Source organism: cyanobacterium endosymbiont of Epithemia turgida isolate EtSB Lake Yunoko (assembly GCF_000829235.1).
Taxonomy (GTDB): Bacteria; Cyanobacteriota; Cyanobacteriia; order Cyanobacteriales; family Microcystaceae; genus Rippkaea.
Map to the genome: position 1 here is coordinate 887,781 of NZ_AP012549.1, position 18,715 is coordinate 906,495.

Genomic DNA, 18,715 nt, shown 5'->3' on the forward strand with positions numbered 1-18,715 from the left:
ATTAACTTAAATATGGTTGCTATGAAGATATTAAAATAGTCACTAAAGGTAAAAAGCAAAAAATTAGTGAAATAGAGAAGGTTGTCAAAATTAAGAGATAGTTATCCGAACTCTTATCTAAAAAACAACAACTGAGCATCATAACATACCTATATACACAGTCTTGAGTTATTCTAAGATGTAGATGTGTAGATGTCTCTTGTTTATATCCAGACGAGATATATTTGATGTAGTTTGTCAGTATAGTAATTTCTAAGTTGGTTAACTACTATCAACTTTTTGAGAAAATTACTAGTATTCTCTAGATAATAAAAGTTGCTACCAATCTTCATTGTCTAAATGCCATTGGAGCGTTTTTTAAAATTTTTTCTCTATAGTTTCTTGAGGAATCGATCCTAATTCCATGTTTATTTTTGTGGCATCAATAGCATAACAACGATCATGACCAGAGCGATCTTTAACAAAAATAATTCATTGTTTAGCTGTTTTCAAAGGTGAGTTTGGAGCTAATTCATCCATTAAGTCACATAACATAGTAACTAGATCAATATTTTTAACCTGATTATCGCCGTCGAAATTATAAGTTTATCTTAAATTTCTCTTGTTAATAACTGTCTCTAACACTGAACAATAATCGCCAACATATAACCAATCTCGAATATTTTGATCGTCCCCATAAACAGGTAAAGGTTTTCCTTATCAAATATTAATAGATGTTAAAGAAATTAATTTTGTAGGGATAATGATGAGAGCCATAATTATTAGAACAGTTCGTAATAATAGTTAGGACACCATATCTGTAGAAATATGAAAGAAAAAAGTCCCGAGTTTTTTATATTCTTCTGCCATAATTGTGGAAGCAATTTCATTGATTGAGAAAGCAACCTTGGACTTACTCTCAGACTTATCAACAGCAGCATTGACAATTAGATCAGGCTTGATTTCTTGTATTCCCTTGCGAATTTGATCAAGTCAAGCTAAATCAATAATTTTGCGATTTATACAAAGTACTTGCCCAATAGAGATTAAAGTCTGCTTTAACTCTTGACATAATTGTTCATCAGTTTCTATTGATAAAACTTTTGACATTAGGTTTTTCATTGCGAATCTTAAGTCGGAATTGTACAGAGAATGGGGTCCACTTTGAAGAGTTGAATATGCTGTCTACCTTCTTAAATAGTCCAATAACTCAATTTCCATTCGTTAGTGTGAGAAACTACTGCTCCTTGATAATTAGGGTGTGGTATGAAAAAGAATGTAGTCCAGTTTAACAGAGATTGATTGTTGGGTAACTTAAGTAATTGAGAAAAGGAGTCAAGGGAGACTTCGACTTGATTGAGTCCTCCAGCAATTCCTTCTCCTGTAGCTTTCAAATAGGCTTCCTTGGCTGTCCAAAGTTTAAAAAAAGTTTTTTCCAGATCAGGAGAAGTTAGAAGGCTGATTTGATTATATTCTTGGGAACAGAAAAAACGTTTGGCCAGTTTTTTGGCCTCTGACATAGGACGAACATATTCAAGATCAACTCCTATAACGTGATTGCAGGTTACACCATAAATCGCCAATTCGTGGGAATGCGAAAGGTTAAATTGCAAGCTATTTACCCCTAATTTATTCGTTAATCGTGGTTTTCCTCGTGAACTATAAGTAAATTCAATTGTGGAAGCCGGGATATTTAAGTATTGACCTAAAATTGTTTTTAGGGTACCTCTGGCCACAATGAAGCGTCGTTTATGTTCTTTAAAAGAAAAATTTTTAGCCTTTATTTTTTCTTCTTGACTAAGTATTGCAAAACACCTATTCACTTCTAAGTCTGAGACTTTTAGGTCTTGTTTCCATAAGTGAATATCCGATGGATTTAAGGTTAAACGATTGGGAGACTTAATCCACATTAGATATTCATAAAATATTTTACAACTAATAATCTAAGCAATCGAAAGATAGAAAGTAAAGATACTTCCTTTTCCTAATTCGCTTGTGACCTCTATTTTTTTCCCTTGTAGTTCTACTAGACGGCGGGTAATAGCTAGTCAAATCCCTGCTCCTTCAGCATGACGTGCTCTAGATTTATCTGCACGCCAAAATCTTTCAAAGACATAGGGTAAATTTTTAGAATTAATACCAATTCCTGTATCAATGACAGATATAAAAACTCGGTGATTATCGCAGCAAGCTTTAACAGTAATTAGTCCTTTTTCAGTGTAAAGAATAGCGTTTCCTAATAAATTCATTAAAATCTGTTCAGTGCGATCTCTATCTCCCGAGAATAAGGGTAAATCTTTAGAAGAGTCTAATTTAATTATTGGACCACTCTCAAGAATTTGAGCAGAAAATCTTTCTACTAAAGTGATTAAAATCGGTATATTTGACAAATACCCCGCTTCGGCTTGAGAAAGTTCTTGAATATCTTGAATTAATCGCTCTAAACGTCTTGTCTCTTTAAGTAATTTTAAATACAGTTCTGGAAAGAAGTCAATGGATTTATCAGCTAATTTTTATAAGTATCCTCTAACTACTGTTAAAGGAGTTCTTAATTCATGGATTAAATCGCTAACTATTCAATGTTCCAATCAAATATAATAAGGCCATTCGCACAGCGATTCCATTTGTAACCTGTTGTTGAATCAAACTAAACTCTTGATCGTCGATCAAGTCAGAACTTATTTCTACTCCTCGATTAACTGGACCTGGATGAAGAACCTTGACCTTAGGTTTACATAACTTAAGACGATCACGGGTAATACCATAATATTGATGATACTCTCGTAAACTGGGTAATAAATTATCTGTCATTCGTTCTTGTTGTAAGCGCAAAGTTATAACAAAGTCAGCTTCAATTAAGGCCGATTCAATGTCCCAATGTAAACATAATTGATCGCTTTCCAATTTTGTCACCATCTGGAGAAAAGATTTGGGAACCAATGTAGGGGGTCCGGCTATATAAACCTGGGCCCCAGCTTTGGTTAAACTCCAAATGTTAGAACGGGCAACCCTTGAATGTAGAATATCTCCTACGATGGCAATTTTTTTGCCTTTTAACAGTTCTATTCTAGGGTTATCAAGATCAAGTAAAGAACATAAAGTAAATAAATCTAATAATCCTTGGGAAGGATGTTCATGTTGACCATCTCCTCCATTGAGAACACAGACACCTGTTTCTAAAAAGTCCATTTCTGCTGCAATCGCTTGAGGAACGCCGGCTTGTTTGTGGCGAACAACCATAATATCCGTTCCCATCGCTAGATAAGTTTTAGCTGTATCCAAAATTGTCTCCCCTTTTGTCAAAGAAGAACTTTCAGGAGAAAAATTAAGTATGTCTGCCGAAAGACGTTTGGCAGCTAATTCAAAACTACTGCGGGTACGGGTAGAAGGTTCAAAAAACATATTGGTCACCACCTGTCCCTGAAGGGCTGGAACCTTTTTAGTGCGTCGAGATAAAACTTCCCGGAAACTAGAGGCAGTTTGTAAAAGGATATCGTATTCCTCAATCATCCAATCAGCCAACCCTAAAATATGATTTCGAGTCCAATTCATGTTAGTCGGTTTAATTTAGATAAATTGTGAATTCTGACTGAGATGCGAGGAAGCAACCAATCAACCAATCAATAACTATGCTACTGTATTGTATTCGCTCACTCTACTAATCTTTCCTAAGAAGAGTCTTAAAAAATATTCAACTTAACAGTTGAATATTTTTAAAACTCCCTACAGACTTTGATAATCGAAACAGTTAAAATTACAGAAGCTTAAAACCTCTCTTGTATTTTTCAAAAAAATTATCAATAGTCAATATATAATGATATTCACAGATACCTTGCCTACACTCCTGTTAGCTTTAGTCTTGAGTTGTTTATCTTTGTCACCAGTGTTGTCCGAAGACACCGTAAATTTAACAGAAATTAAACCGAGCAATCGCTCCTTAATATCTCCAGAAACAGGGGTAGACTATACACCCCTACAAGATCGTTTACAACAACAACAATGGCAGGAGGCTAACGAAACTAGCACCTACCTAATACTTAAAGCTGTGAATCGAGACGAACAAGGATGGATGTCTGGTAAAGATATGCTCCAATTGGCTTGTTGGGACTTAAAAACCCTTGATGGTTTATGGAAAGAATATTCCCAAGGAAAATTTGGCTTTAGCGTTCAATTTCCTATCTTTATTGACACTGGAAATAAACCTGGAAAATTAGTAGCGAGTTATTTCTATGACGATTTTGGGACGCGAGTAGGATGGCGTAAAGACGATCAATGGATCGCCTTCAAACACAACTTAATTTATAGTTTAGATGCTCCGATTGGTCATCTTCCAAACCCCCGATCAGAATACCAAATTACTGGAGGGCAACTGAACTATACAGCCCTAACCCAAAGGATGGTAGAGTGTAGAATTGTTTCTCCTACTTTTCCGAGAAGACAGACTTACAACTCTAACTAAACGATTATCCTAGTCTAAGAAAGTACAATAAGCTCGAGACTCAAAAATTTTGAAAATTTACAAATATCCCTTCCTTATTATACCTAAACAATTTTGAACAAAAAATTAATATAGAAATGACAACAATCTAGTTCAAATACTTTGAAAATTACTAAAAAACTTTCTAATTCTATTCTTGCCGATAATAGCCTATGGCTCAGATGAACAACAAGCTACAGGTCTTAGGGCTAATTTCTGTTAAACTCTAAACCCTACAATAGGTTATCCTAGTCTCTAGTCGCACCAGTGGAAGTATTTATTGTCAAGATTTTTACTAAAAAAGAGGATATCCTTCGTTAAGGATAAGCCTCAGTGGAAATACAACCTCTCTAAGAGAAAGAGGATGTAAGAGCTGCTATCGGATGCTTGAATGTTGCTAAAGCAGAGTTACGGATTGCTGAAGCTAGCTGCTAAAGCGTAATTATGACAACGGAAAGCTGAGTGAGTTTCAAGGTTGACGTATAACCGAAGCTAATTTAATGTTAGCTGAGATCAATTGTGATCGACCACAATTGATCTCAGCTAACGATATGGTTCCTCAAGAAGACTTGAACGATAAAATCTGCACTTTAAACGCTACAAAAGTTCAATTAGACTCCATAATTAAAACCTGTGATGCTGGCAAAGAATATCTCAATGCTGCTATCCAAAATCTACTAGCCTTTTTTTAGAAGTTAAACTAAGTTTTAGCCAATATGGATAGTCGATAATTCGTTGTATATCAAGCCTAATGAAAATCAGGAGCAACTAACCAGTTAAACCTTAGTCTATAATTTTCTTTATGCTCCCATTAATGGGATGTCAGGAAGTTTAAATCAAAAATAAATGGGAGATAACGTTGATCTTAGCGAAGTGATTACTCCCATCACAGATAATTAAATTTTTAATCTTAATGTTGTTTTACTGCCAAAAATTTTAATTTATTGCGTTCAGAGTTCAGTACTTCCTATAGGAATTATTAATCCTAATGGAATAACGGAAGTGGATGGAAAAATTCCTTATATTGTTCTTTTGGTAAACTGAAATATCCAGACTGTTCAAGTTAAAATTACCTTGCACAAAAATAGCAGTTTACGAGATCAATAATATGTACAGGTAAAAGTAATGGAAAATCTAAAACTTAGGGGTTTAGTCGATGTTATTACAATGAACAATTTAGATAAACACAAACTTGTTTTAATTGCTCAGCTTGGAGTATCAAAAGATAGAAAAACATACCTAATGACTAAATAAATTTTGCTTAAAATAATTGTTATTCAAAATTACTTTTATAAAACAACAAATATTTACCTTTTTAAGGTTGTGGGTTTACTTATATAAAATGCAGATAGTAATTTTTTTTTAAAAATGGCATCAGTGTTATTTTCACAATAGTTAGTTTATCTAGAGACGATTATCATCTAAGGATATATAAGCGTTCATGTTTGAAAACTTAAAAAACTAATATCACTCATATGAATTTGATATTTTAGTCATTCTAAAGGAAAATTAATTTTTGTAGTAATTTTGTAGCAATTTGATTATCATTAGTGATGTTAACAGTAACAATAAAAAAAACATTAATATTTTATTACTTATTTTCTAGTCTTTTCTTAGCCTAATACACACTTACACATTACTTTTTTTAGTAAAAGTATAGTAACAAGTATTTTGAATAACTTATTTTCTATTAAAATCAGACTTTATATATTAGAAATATTTAAAACCTACGGCTAGAAATAATTGTTAATATTGAATAATATCCTTGAATTTAAATTCAAAGAATATTTAATTAGTTTAAAAACCTATATTTTATAAATGTAGGATATCTTGTCTTTTTTTTTAAAAAAAATAAAATTTTTTATTTTTATCTGTTTTCTCTTTGACACAAGATTTAAACTAACAAAAAAAATAAATAAAATTTTAAAAAATGATAACTAAGAATAGATTATTTTTTATAAAAAAAAAATTTATTGGATACAGTAAGTTAATTTAATTCGGTTATTAATTTTTTTTTATATTTTAAAATAGCGAAAAATTGATGTGTGTGTCATTATCTTTTTGAAGTATTTTTAGTTCCACGGGGCGGACCTATGGTTTTTATTTTTTATAGAGGAGATCTCATAAACTCTAATCTCTAACCTCTGACATTAAGTTATATTAAGGAATAATCAAACTTAGTTTAAGCAACCCCATAATATTGAATCATTATGAATAAGCAAGCATTACGCATCTGTATTTTGGGGGGAGGTTTTAGTGGTCTATATACTGCCTTACGTTTGAGTCAGTTTCCTTGGACAGATGGACATTCTCCTGAAATCATCCTAATTGATCAAAACGATCACTTTCTGTTTACCCCTCTACTCTATGAATTAATTACTGGAGAGATGCAATCTTGGGAAATTGCCCCTTACTTTGAAGAATTATTGACTAATACGAGAATTCGTTTTCACCAAGGTTGTGTCACCGCAATTAATATCGAAACCAAACACATCGAGTTAGACAATCTTCATAGTTTATCCTACGATAAATTAGTCCTGGCAATGGGGGGAAAAGCACCCTTAGAGCAGGTATTAGGGTCAAACAATTATGGCATCTCCTTTCGGAGTCTCCAAGATGTCTATCACATCAAAGAAAGGTTGCGTTTACTAGAAGTCGCCCAAGCTAAAAAAATTCGTATCGCTGTAGTAGGTGGTGGTTGTAGTGGGGTAGAACTTGCTTGTAAGCTCGCAGACCATCTAGGAAAAATAGGAAGAATACGCTTAGTAGAACGGGGAAAAAAAATTGTAAGTAATTCTCCTGAATTTAACTTCAAGGCAGTTCAAGATGCCTTAGAAAAACGAAAAGTTTGGATTGATTTGGAAACAGAAGTTAGTGAAATTACTCGTGATAGCCTATCCCTCTGTTATAAAGGTCGAATAGATACTATTCCCGTCGATTTAGTTATTTTTACTGTGGGAACTCAAATGTTAGACTGGATAAAAGACCTTCCCTTAAAACACAGTGAACAAGGGTTGATTACGGTCAACCCAGAATTACAGGTTATAGATCATCCTGAAATCTATGCGCTGGGTGATTTAGCCGACTGTAAAGATGCAACCGGACAACAAATCCCCCGAACGGCCCAAACAGCCTTTCAACAATCTGACTATTGTGCTTGGAATCTTTGGGCTTCTATTACCCGACGTCCCTTGCTACCCTTTCGTTATCAAGTATTAGGAGAACTGTTGGTTCTAGGGATTAATAATGCTACTTTCAATGGGTTAGGAATAGAACTTGATGGACCATTAGCTTATCTAACTCGACGATTAATTTATCTGTATCGTCTTCCCACTTTTAAACATCAACTGAGTGTAGGATTAAGTTGGATGATTAGACCTCTTGTAGAAGCGTTATCAGATTAGTTGATTAAAAAAGAAAACAAAAGTATGTAAAGTCAAAAAAAGGAGTTAAAAGATAATATTCCCAAATAAATTAAGATTATGAAATCTGCTCGAATTTTAGTAGTAGAAGATAAAGCAAAATTGACTTAGTTTATCGAGTTAACATTTCAAGTATGAGAGTTATGCGATTACTATGACTAATAATTGGTTATCAAAATCAACTTTCGCTAGAAAAGGTGATCTAGCTTCTCATTTTATTTAATAGGATGTTACCGAACATCTCAGACCCTGAAATCTATAAACGCTTATGTTCTATCTCCTCTATCTTTGCCAAATTATTATTAGAGAGAAAATTATCGAAAGGGTATAGGATCCCAATTTTGTGGAAAACCCGAATATTATTGAAGTCTATATTCGTTACCTAATCCTAAAATTGGAAGTCCAAAAAGAACTTTGACTAATTCAAACTGTTTGAGGGATAGGCTATGTTTTGCTGAACTAAAGGAATTTTTAAAAAATTTTACAAAATAAATGACACAAGTAAGTTAGGTTTTGCTAGAATTACAGGCGGTCATTCAGCTTAAGATAGAATCTTTGAGTAAAGCAATAGAGATTCCCAACCTAGATATATTGGCGCAAGAGCTAGCCGCTATCCAACAGACAGGTTCCAAACGGATTGCCCTATTAGGTTCGCGCCACGTTCCCATCACTCATCAACAACTGATTGAGATGATGACCTATGCCCTAGTTTTAGGAGGCAATCGTCTTATGACATCCGGGGCGACAGGAAGCAATGCAGCCGCTATTAAAGGGGCAATGAGAGCTAATCCGAACCTCTTGACGGTTATTCTTCCCCAAAGCCTTCGATGCCAACCTAAAGAGTCCCGCGATCAATTACAAAAGGTTATTCATTTGGTGGAAAATCCGGAAAATGACGGGCTATCCTTGAGACAAGCAAGTTCTCTGTGTAATCTAGAGATTATTTCTCGTTGCCAACAGTTGATTTGCTTTGCCTTTCACGACAGCCATACTCTTCTCCAAACTTGTCAAGAGGCTGAAGGGCAGCGTAAGCTAGTTACATTATTCTATTTTGATTAGCTAAAAGAACGCTGTTCTGATATAAGAGTTGTAATTTCTTAAAGATGATCTCAACTCTGCTCGGTGCTTAAACTGAGCCGGACTCTTTAGTGACATTCCACCTCTGGGTTCTCGATGGAGATGTTTATAATTTAAGCTCTTTCGTTGACATAGAGAATTCTAGTAGTGGTACAGAGAGAACCCCTGTTACCAGGTAGTTCAATGGGGAGTATGTCAACATAGAGATTGGATTATTGTCCTAACTCTTTCTTTGTCGCAACTAATGCTCGTTGGCAAGTTATTACAAGAGATCAGTTAAACCAGTAGATAAATATTGCTAAAATAGATAAATTTAAGTAATTTATAGCAAACTCCCTAAAACCCATAAAAATTTTTATTCAACGGATTAGTTGAAGTAGAATTTTATGTTTACTCAACACAATTTTTTTATGAAATAAAATAATAGCTTTAATAGGCATTTAAACAAAAATTAATGGGTCATTAACAAAAAACTTGATTTACTCATTGTTCCGGCGAGAGAACATTATTGCAGACAGTTCAGCAATGGTCTTGCAGCTCCCCCTATTTGAGAGCTAACATTGAGTATACTCATCTCTAAAAAAATTGCTACTGTCTAGAGTCGCATTAAATGTTTCTTTCAAGTAGAAGTTACTTCTTCGCTTGAGGATTGATTTTTTAGTCTTATTGTGTAAGTAGCAGGAAACCTCATCTGATGATTGGAAAGCTAACGTAATAAAAAATAATTTTCCAGGTATTATATTCGAGCGATGAGGAGTAGAGTATGGTTTGCTTTAGCAAAATTAACTACTTTAAGTTATGGACATACACTATTACCAAAATAAAGAAGACAATTACAAGTTTGTAAGTATTAAAATTATTATGGTTGATTTGTCCTCCTTGAAAGCAATTATTGCTAAAGTTTTAAGGCTTTTAATCTCTAAAGAAATCGTTGACTTTTTAAATCAAGGTTAAGATATTCAAGGCAAGCAAATGGCAATTGTTGCTGAAAGCACAAAAAAAATGAGTCAAATATCACGAAGCACAGTTATTACCATCTTCCAATTCAGAACAGTCCGTTGATTATTTAAAATTAGGTCAGGTATAAGCGGTTATATTCGATCTTTCTACCCTAAAATACTATTCATCAGTTGCTGCTGCTAAGGATTGTGGGTGAAGAGTATCTTTCTTGATAATTAAACATTTGATAAGTTAATGATTTAAATATTATCATCATACAGTCAAAAAAGACTATAAGAAATTATTCAAAAGTAAATTTAAAGACATGAACAAGTTGATAATTTAGATTCCAACAATCTAAACTTTTTTGTCAATTAATTTAAGAACAGCAAGGTTTAATAAAGAATGCTTTAATATCAAGATGTTAATTATCGATGTCTGGGGGGGCGTAATGCAGGAAAAAGACGAATTGGACCTAAAATCTGGTTTAGTTCCCGTAATTGTTCAGGGGTTCCCATACAAATTAGTAAATCTCCAGCAAGTAATAGAGTATCTCCTGTAGGACCGCCTAAAAGGTCTCCATCAGACCGGCGAATCGCTAACACTAATGCCCCCGATTTTGACCTTAATCTAGCTTCACTGAGAGTTTTTCCTACACAAGGACAAAATTGTGGATCGAGCAGGAATTCTTCCATGTAAAATGTGCGCTCAGTTCCTGTTAAAATCCCATCTACAAAGTCCATCACTTGGGGACGCAAAGCCGCTGCTGCTAAGCGTTTTCCTCCTGTAATATAGGGAGATACCACCGCATCAGCTCCAGCCCGTTGTAATTTTAGAAGAGCTTCTTCTGTGCTGGCACGAGCTATCGCCCGAATATTAGGATTTAGAGTTTTTGCTGATAGAACAGTGTAAAGATTTTCTGCGTCAGAGGTTAAGGCCGACACAATACAGGCAGCTTTATCGATTTTTGCACTTATAAGACATTCATCGAGGGTCGCATCCCCTTGAATCACTATGTAGCCTAGTTGTTTAGCTTCTTCCAATTGCTCGGTACGCGAATCAATAATTACAAATGGAATGTCTTCTGCGGTAAATTCTACAGCTACCTGACGAGCAGTACGTCCATAACCGCAGACTATACAATGATGTTCTAACGTATCAATCAAGCGTTTCTCCTGTCGTTGTTTAATTCCTTCTTGAAAATATCCTTGAATTAATGCTTCGGTTAGACGATTAACAATATAACCAATGGTGATTAATCCCATCAAGATCAGGACAATAGTAAATAATCGCGAGCGATCCTGGAGAGGATGAATTTCTGAAAATCCTACTGTAGATAGGGTAATCATGGTCATATAGGCTGAATCAATAACAGACCATTTTTCGACTAATAAATACCAAATGGTTCCCAGTCCAAAGACTCCTCCTAACGCCAACGCCCCAAACAATAACTCCTTTTGTAAACGTCGATATTTATCTTGAAATGAGTATAGTGTCATCTCCATCTCACCTAATTATTTACCATGTTTTGTCCCTTTGATTTTTCATTAAAAGTCTGTTTTTAAATTTAGAGTTAAACTAATCAAACTCTTTCTAAGAGAGACTCTTTATAACTACCTTAACTTATCTAAAATTAAACTCAAGTTGCCTTCAAAGTTATCGGCTAAGTTTATTAATCATTGGGCAATAATTTAGGTCTAAATTATTGCCCAATGATTAACTCTATAACCTTTAACACGTAACAGTTTATTGAGCTGTAATAGTTGCAAAACCATAACTTTTTGGTTAATTAGCTTGTAGCTATTCCTTAAGTGTTAAGCTATGATCTTTGCCCTTGTTAATTCTACCATTTTATTTTAAGGAACGAGAACATATTCTCAGAGAATATGACAAGTATTCCCAATAAATAAGAAAGCTAGGATAAATCACTGATTTTCTGTCTTGTTACTACGTCAGACCATAAGTCACTCTTCTAATTTTTTTATTTTAAGCAGCACATTGCCAAATTCTTTGATCTAATAAGCTGCACAGTTGAAACCCATAAACATAATCAAGAAAATATGATTTAGTGGTTTAAAATAGTAAATATATCATAATAATTACTTTATTAAAAGTTTTAAATTTTTTGATCAAAATAGAGATAAATAATTTAATTACATTTGCAGAATTTTTATCAAAATTAATATGAAGCATAAAAAATAAATTATAAAGATAAATATCAAGAGTAAAGTAATATAGGTAATAATAATTAAATTTTAACAGAAAATAATAATGAAAACCTCTATTTTAATTATTCACTCATAAAGTAGGGATGGAAAGACAAAGATAGCATCTTATTTACCAGGATAGTCTTATATTTTATATTACTTTAGTATATTTAACTCTTAAATAAAATCTATAAAGGTTAGTTATGAATGGAGTTGATCTCGTCAAATATAGAGGTGTTGATAACACTATTGAGATGTTTGCCAAAGAAGATTTATGGAAAAAATTAGTCTATAGTTATAAGATTATTGTTTGTGATTTTTCCTAATTAAAGAACGCAATTATAAACTATTATTTATATAATTTTAAATTTGCTGTATATCAATAATTATTCTAAATTTATCTAGAGTATTTTAAAACAAATCTATCAAGTTAATCAAGAATTTTATTGATTCATGCCAGTTAAGTAATTAATGAAAAATTACTGTCGAGTAGTTAAATTTTTTGAGGATAAATTTTTAAGTAAAAGACTAGTAAATTAGCAACCCGGCTGAGAAAAAACTGCTGATAAGTTTTATTGTATCGATTCTGAATAAGCCTACATTAAACATGGTTATTTTTTATCTCACTGATACATTTATATTGTTGAATATTTTGATAATTTCCGCAGGAGACTAGCCTTTAATGTTAATAAAAAATAAATGTTACCCACGAGATAATTTAATTAATTTAGCTGACTATATTGAACAAAAAATCGAAATATAACATTTGATGAACAATCATTTTGTTTAATAACTAATTTGTCTTTTGTGTTTCAACTAAATTAGTTTAAGCCTTATAAACTCGATTTAGCTCAGTTAATGCTTGACACATCTTAATATAGCTACATTAGCCTTGGAGTGGAGTTTAATAAAGTGGTCTTGATCTTCAAGATTAGATTTGACTAATTCTTTAGGATTTTAACTAATTACCATTGTAGCCATTTAAATTACTTTAATTGGCTACAATGGAGACTATCAGTTCCTTCAACATAATTTCTCCCTCAATAGAGCACACTTTAGTTTTGTTGTTTTTTTGAAAGCATTGGGCGAATGTTAATTTAAATACTGTCAAATTGTATTGTGCCAAGGATTACATTCAGTCCAGTCAAAAATCGATCAATGGGGGATAAAAATTAGAAACTGAGGAGAATCAAGGTACTGTAAAAGAGAATCTAGACATTTAAGGAAACTCTGTTAGAAACAAAATCATTAGTAGTAGATACCATTGCTGCTAATAATTGTTCAGATGAAACAACAAAAGGAAGGCGGTGAATATCTGATTCAGGACGACAAGTAACCTCTGCTGCTCGGCGCAATTCACCCAATGTAACCCTAGACAACCCTAACTCTTCTAAGGTTTTCGGTAAACCAATTTCTTCATAAAATTTTAGTAATTGCTGTCTAGAGGAAACCGCCAATTGATTGTTCTGAATCATCTCCTCTAGGCGCAGTTGAACTAGAATACCGTAAGCAACTTTCTCCCCATGTAAAATCCTGTGGGCCGCCCCAATATAGGTTAAGCCATTGTGTACTGCATGAGCAGCTACGGTACGGCAATTAGCTCCACCTAACCCTCCAATAACTCCAGCTAATAACACACAAGCATCAACCACTTCTCGCCATGCCTCACCTCCAGGAGTATTCAGCGCAGCTACTGACTCCTGGAATAATAAATCTCGTAATACTCGTGCTTGTTGAACAGCAGCAATGGTAAGGGTAGTAGTGGAATTACCACTACTGACAGAAGCTTCATACCATTTAGCGATCGCATCGCCTATCCCTGCCACTAAAGTCCGTTCTGAGGCCGTTTTAATAATGGCGTAGTCTAAAATCAGTAAATCGGGGCATCTTGATAAAGAAACGTCGTATTGAAACGCCCCTTCATTGGAATAGATATTTGACAAAGCTGTCCAGGCTGCACAGGTAGCAGCTGAAGTTGGGACAGTGATAATAGGCAATTGATATTGATGGGCGAGTAACTTAGCGGTATCGAGGGCTTTACCTCCCCCCACTCCAATAATAACGTCCCCTTGATGCTCCTTAAGTGTTGTTTTAAGAGCTTCTAAAGAGCTTTCTGAACAGTCCGGTGTATAGACAGCATAGCTTGACTCTAGCCTACATTTACTAATGATAGGATCAAAGTGAGGGTAAATCACCTTAAGAGTTTGCTGTCCTCCCACTACTAAAGGGCGTTGTCCAAAACCAGCGATCACGTTTCGAGCTTTATACAAGACCCCCTCTCCCTTTATCACTTGACTAGGGGAGACTAACAAAGGGGTTAAGCTTGCAGACAGACAAGAAGGGACAGGAGAAGTTTTTGAGGGCATTGCTACGGACTAATCTAGTCTTGTTAAATTGAATACACTTAAATAATTCAGCTTGGCAAATCTATTAAGTTAATCACACTTTACCTTAAAAAACATATCTCTCCCAAATTTGAAAAAAAGTGAAAGAGGAAGAGAAAGAGAAACGAGAGAAAAACTTTAACTTTTAACTTTTCCCTTAACGAAGGTTAGGGAATAATTAACACGGGACAAGGAGATAGGTTAATCACACGGTTGGTAACGCTCTCGGATGCACCTTCCATCGTTAATCCGAGTCCTCGACACCCCATAATAATTAAATCCGCATTAACTTCATCAGCCACATCGCAGATAGCAAATGATGGCATTCCCTCCCGTTCAATAAGATCTGCCTCTATGCCTTTGTTAGCAAAAAGTGCCTGAGCCGCTTGCAGCAATTTTGCTACCACATCAGCAGACCCCATAATACTCTCTTGCCCAATTTTTTGTTCTTCTGACGGGTTTTCTATGACCGATAGTAATATAAGATGACTATTATAGGTTTTAACGATATTAGCTACGATTTCCGCAGCTTCGCGTGTTTCCCGACTTTTATCCATAGGGAATAAAACGGTAGTAAACATGACTCATCCATCTCCTGATACATATCATTCCAAGATAATCAGTAACATCAAATACCGCCTGATTTCTTGTTTGTATTCCTATTATCTCAGGAATTATTCGATATCAATCTTAAGAAGGAAATAATATTGAGTCATTTTTAAAGCAATATCGATGTTAGTCTTTTTTTGTAATGACTAAACAATGATTTTAGAATAAATTGAAAATGAACAAAAAGACTATTTTAAACTTATCGGCAGCCGAATTAGCTGGAAAGAGGGTTTTAGTTCGCGTTGACTTTAATGTTCCCCTCGATGGAAAAACTATTGTCGATGACACTCGAATTCGGAGAGCCTTACCAACTATCAAAGATTTAATGGAAAAAGGGGCTAAGGTAATTCTCTGTAGTCACATGGGTCGTCCCAAGGGCAAAGTGGTAGATAGTATGCGCCTTACCCCTGTCGCTGCACGCTTGTCTGAATTATTAAAACAAGAGGTGGTAGTATGTCCTGATTGTGTAGGAGACTCTGTAAGTGCAAAGCTTAGTAAGCTTGAAAGCGGTCAAGTGGCTTTACTCGAAAACCTCCGTTTTCATGCAGAGGAAGAAAAAAATGATCCCGAATTTGCCAAGCAATTAGCTTCTAATGCAGATTTATATGTTAATGATGCTTTTGGAACTGCTCACCGCGCCCATGCTTCGACGGAGGGAGTTACTCACTATCTTAGCCCTAGTGTTGCGGGCTATTTAATTGAGAAGGAACTCAATTATCTTAAAGCAACGCTCACAAACCCCCAACGTCCCTTAGCAGCAATTATTGGTGGTTCTAAAGTTTCTGACAAAATTGGAGTAATTGAAACCCTACTAGAGAAATGTGACAAGCTAATCATTGGTGGAGGAATGATTTTTACCTTCTATAAAGCTCGTGGTTTAAGTGTTGGCAAGTCTTTAGTTGAAAATGATAAACTAGAATCGGCTAAGTATCTCGAAGCTAAAGCTAAAGAAAAAGGTGTAGATTTTTTATTACCTTCTGATGTGATTTTAGCCGACAATTTTGCGGCAAATGCTAATAATAAAACTGTTAACGTTGATAGTATTGAAGACGGCTGGATGGGGTTAGACATCGGACCTAATTCCATTAAATTATTCCAAGAGGCTTTAGCTGATTGTAAAGTAGTGATTTGGAATGGACCTATGGGGGTCTTTGAATTCGATAAATTCTCCTTTGGAACGGAAGCGATAGCTCGGACTTTAGCGGATTTAACCGAAACTGGAACCATTACTATCATTGGGGGCGGCGACTCTGTTGCTGCGGTAGAAAAACTTGGGGTTGCTCAGAGAATGAGTCACATTTCCACTGGCGGTGGTGCAAGTCTAGAGTTTTTAGAAGGTAAAACTTTACCCGGTATCACTGCTTTAGATGAAGCTTAATTTTTAGCCTAGTCGATTTTTTAAATGAGCAAAGTTGAGTTATTAGCGATAATAATGAATTTTGTTTCTTTTCTAAATTCTTAGTGTATGGAAAACTCTCTTGTTCAAAACAACTTTAGACTAAAATAATATCCACGAATGAATGCTATCCGTGGATTTAAGTTGCCTATATAATTAATTTTCAATTAATTATATTAGAAACTACTCGACAATTATTTTACCCACCATACCAGCACCACGATGGGGTTCACACCAGTAGGTGTATTCTCCAGGTTCGTTAAAGGTAGCATCAAAAGACTCTCCAGGGGAAAAGACAAGACCTTCATGGTTGTACTCACTCGCCTTATCAAAAACAACGTTGTGGGGAGGTAATTTATTGTTCACCCACTTAACGGTGTCCCCAGCACTGATCTTAACTTGCTTAGGTTGAAACGCAAGCATTCCGTTATCTGCACCCATTTTCACCGTAACAGTTTCAGCAGCAACAGGGCTAACAGCTACAAAAAAGCTAGAAAAGACTAGCACAACAGTAGCAAAAAATAAGCCTAATTTGTTTGACATTCAGTTAATCCTGTAAATAGTTTAATGACCTTAGCGGTTTAGCTTCTTACTCATTTTACTATGTTTATTCAAATATTACTACCAACTTTGACAGTTTGTCTTTTGACAAATACCTGAAACTTTGCTAAGGACTGCCTATTACTGGTAACAAATCCCCGCTTGTTGAAGACGCAGTAGAGCTTCTTCTAGACGATCACAATCAGCGATTAAACTAATACGAACATATCCTTCACCCCCTTCCCCAAAAGCATTACCAGGAGTAAAGACAATCCCTGTTTTTTGTAACACATCGAGAGCAAAATCCGTCGAATTTATTCCCAATGGACAGGGAACCCAAAGATACATAGTTGCTTTAGAAGGAGTCATTCCCCAGCCTAATTTTCTTAAGCCGTTAATCAAAAAGTCTCGCCGTTTTTGGTAGCGTTCTTGAACTTGTTTGATGTAGATGTCTGGCAATTGTAAAGCTGTTTGGGCTGCAGCTTGGATAGCAGAAAAGATACCATAATCTAAATTAGTTTTTAGGGTTCTTAGTCCCTTAATAATATCGGCATTGCCCACTACAAACCCCACACGCCATCCTGCCATATTGTAAGTTTTTGAGAGAGTATGAAACTCCACCCCAATTTTTTTAGCCTCTGGAATCTCTAATAAACTAGTGGGTTGATAACCATCAAAAGCCAGTTCCGCGTAACATAAATCGTGGACTAAAATAACTTCGTAGTGATTAGCCCAGCTGACAATTTCCTCAAAGAATTCTCTTGGAGCAGTTGCTGTTGTTGGATTATTAGGATAATTGAAATAAATTAATTTAGCTCGTTGAGCAATGGTTTCAGAGATCTTAGTCAAATCAATCAACCAGTCTTGTTCAACTGATAAAATGAGTGGATATAACTCTCCTCCAGCAATTAAAGGACCACGAAAATGGGCGGGGTATGCAGGACTAGGAACTAATACCACATCCCCAGGATTCACATAAGCTAAAGCTAAATGAACTAAACCTTCTTTAGAGCCGATTAAGGGCAATACTTCACAACTGGGATCGAGATCGACGCTGTAACACTTTTGGTACCAAGCTGTAATGGATTGGCGAAAACTAGCAGTTCCTTCGAAAGGAGGATAGCCGTGAGTTTGGGGTTTAGCTAAAGAGGTAATTGCTGCATTAATGACAGGTTGAGGCGCACAACCGTCAGGATTGCCCATTCCTAAGTCAATTAAATCTAATCCTTCTTCGGTTGCCCGTGTTTTAAGTTCATCTAAACGGGCAAAAACATAGGGAGGTAAAGCCTTTAAGCGATCAGAACGGCGAATCCAGTTGACACTCATCGTTACGGAAGCTTAGCAAAATATACACAGGTTTTCATTCTCCCATTAATGAGGTCATTTTGACTATTTATCCACTGACGATATCTTAACTTTTCTAGAATTCACAACAAATCGGTAAAAGTTTCTTATGAGTTTTTGATAGTGTGGAAAAAAAATTTTTTTGTTACGGTTTATTGTCAGACCAGGTCATTGTTAGACAGAAATCTTGAACAGAGGGAATCTATTTTAGGACAAGTAGTCTCAGTATTGAGCTTAAATCCAATCAAGAGAAATTAGAAGTCATGTTTTTTTCGAATTTAGCCTGACTCAATTCTACTTTTCATAAAGTTTAAAGCGTCAATGAGCCGCTTTGGGATCGA

At 35.1% G+C, this 18,715-nt stretch carries 13 protein-coding genes and 2 pseudogenes; 5 read left to right on the forward strand and 10 right to left on the reverse strand.

Going from position 1 to position 18,715, the window contains the following annotated elements; genetic code table 11:
- Positions 1-318: 318 nt before the first annotated feature.
- The 5 genes and pseudogenes from ETSB_RS09550 to ETSB_RS02710 form a co-directional block, all read right to left on the reverse strand.
- Positions 319-811 (reverse strand): annotated as a pseudogene (locus ETSB_RS09550) (GDP-mannose 4,6-dehydratase); the annotation flags it as partial.
- Complete coding sequence (locus ETSB_RS10820; RefSeq protein ID WP_084220234.1) at positions 784-963, reverse strand: sugar nucleotide-binding protein; 180 nt, start codon at positions 961-963, stop codon at positions 784-786. The pseudogene ETSB_RS09550 and the gene ETSB_RS10820, both read right to left, overlap by 28 nt.
- Before the next feature lie 209 nt (positions 964-1,172).
- Positions 1,173-1,889 (reverse strand): 4'-phosphopantetheinyl transferase family protein, encoded by a 717-nt coding sequence (locus ETSB_RS02700; protein WP_044106133.1) that lies wholly within the window; start codon positions 1,887-1,889, stop codon positions 1,173-1,175.
- A 33-nt stretch (positions 1,890-1,922) separates the two neighbouring features.
- Positions 1,923-2,555, reverse strand: a pseudogene (locus tag ETSB_RS02705) (sensor histidine kinase); the annotation flags it as partial.
- Positions 2,548-3,531, reverse strand: a complete 984-nt coding sequence (locus ETSB_RS02710) for an aspartate carbamoyltransferase catalytic subunit (RefSeq protein WP_044106134.1) — start codon at positions 3,529-3,531, stop codon at positions 2,548-2,550. The pseudogene ETSB_RS02705 and the gene ETSB_RS02710, both read right to left, overlap by 8 nt.
- Positions 3,532-3,811: 280 nt before the next feature.
- Between ETSB_RS02710 and ETSB_RS02715 the strand changes: the two genes are divergently transcribed.
- From ETSB_RS02715 to ETSB_RS02730, 4 genes are all read left to right on the forward strand, one after another.
- A complete protein-coding gene (locus ETSB_RS02715) occupies positions 3,812-4,438 on the forward strand; it encodes a GUN4 domain-containing protein (RefSeq protein ID WP_232509847.1) in 627 nt (208 codons plus the stop codon).
- Between the two features lie 518 nt (positions 4,439-4,956).
- Complete coding sequence (locus ETSB_RS02720) at positions 4,957-5,148, forward strand: hypothetical protein (protein WP_044106136.1); 192 nt, start codon at positions 4,957-4,959, stop codon at positions 5,146-5,148.
- A gap of 1,518 nt (positions 5,149-6,666) precedes the next feature.
- Entirely contained in the window at positions 6,667-7,860 is a 1,194-nt protein-coding gene (locus tag ETSB_RS02725) for an NAD(P)/FAD-dependent oxidoreductase (RefSeq protein ID WP_044106137.1), read from the forward strand.
- Between the two features lie 573 nt (positions 7,861-8,433).
- On the forward strand, positions 8,434-8,937 hold the full coding sequence (locus ETSB_RS02730; RefSeq protein ID WP_044107574.1) for a hypothetical protein: 504 nt from the start codon (positions 8,434-8,436) through the stop codon (positions 8,935-8,937).
- A gap of 1,385 nt (positions 8,938-10,322) precedes the next feature.
- Here ETSB_RS02730 and ETSB_RS02735 read toward each other — a convergent pair.
- From ETSB_RS02735 to ETSB_RS02745, 3 genes are all read right to left on the reverse strand, one after another.
- Positions 10,323-11,393 (reverse strand): potassium channel family protein, encoded by a 1,071-nt coding sequence (locus ETSB_RS02735; protein WP_044106138.1) that lies wholly within the window; start codon positions 11,391-11,393, stop codon positions 10,323-10,325.
- Between the two features lie 1,919 nt (positions 11,394-13,312).
- Positions 13,313-14,467 carry an iron-containing alcohol dehydrogenase family protein gene (locus ETSB_RS02740; RefSeq protein ID WP_044106139.1) on the reverse strand — a complete coding sequence of 385 codons (1,155 nt, stop codon included), beginning with the start codon at positions 14,465-14,467 and terminating at the stop codon, positions 13,313-13,315.
- 185 nt (positions 14,468-14,652) lie between these two features.
- Positions 14,653-15,066, reverse strand: a complete 414-nt coding sequence (locus tag ETSB_RS02745; protein ID WP_044106140.1) for a universal stress protein — start codon at positions 15,064-15,066, stop codon at positions 14,653-14,655.
- A gap of 203 nt (positions 15,067-15,269) precedes the next feature.
- On the opposite strand from ETSB_RS02745, the gene ETSB_RS02750 reads away from it, so the two are divergent.
- On the forward strand, positions 15,270-16,472 hold the full coding sequence (locus tag ETSB_RS02750; protein ID WP_044106141.1) for a phosphoglycerate kinase: 1,203 nt from the start codon (positions 15,270-15,272) through the stop codon (positions 16,470-16,472).
- A gap of 201 nt (positions 16,473-16,673) precedes the next feature.
- Here ETSB_RS02750 and petE read toward each other — a convergent pair whose 3' ends face one another.
- Entirely contained in the window at positions 16,674-17,033 is a 360-nt protein-coding gene (petE, locus tag ETSB_RS02755) for a plastocyanin (RefSeq protein ID WP_044106143.1), read from the reverse strand.
- 138 nt (positions 17,034-17,171) lie between these two features.
- On the reverse strand, positions 17,172-18,356 hold the full coding sequence (locus tag ETSB_RS02760; protein WP_044106144.1) for an aspartate aminotransferase: 1,185 nt from the start codon (positions 18,354-18,356) through the stop codon (positions 17,172-17,174).
- Positions 18,357-18,715: the final 359 nt, after the last annotated feature.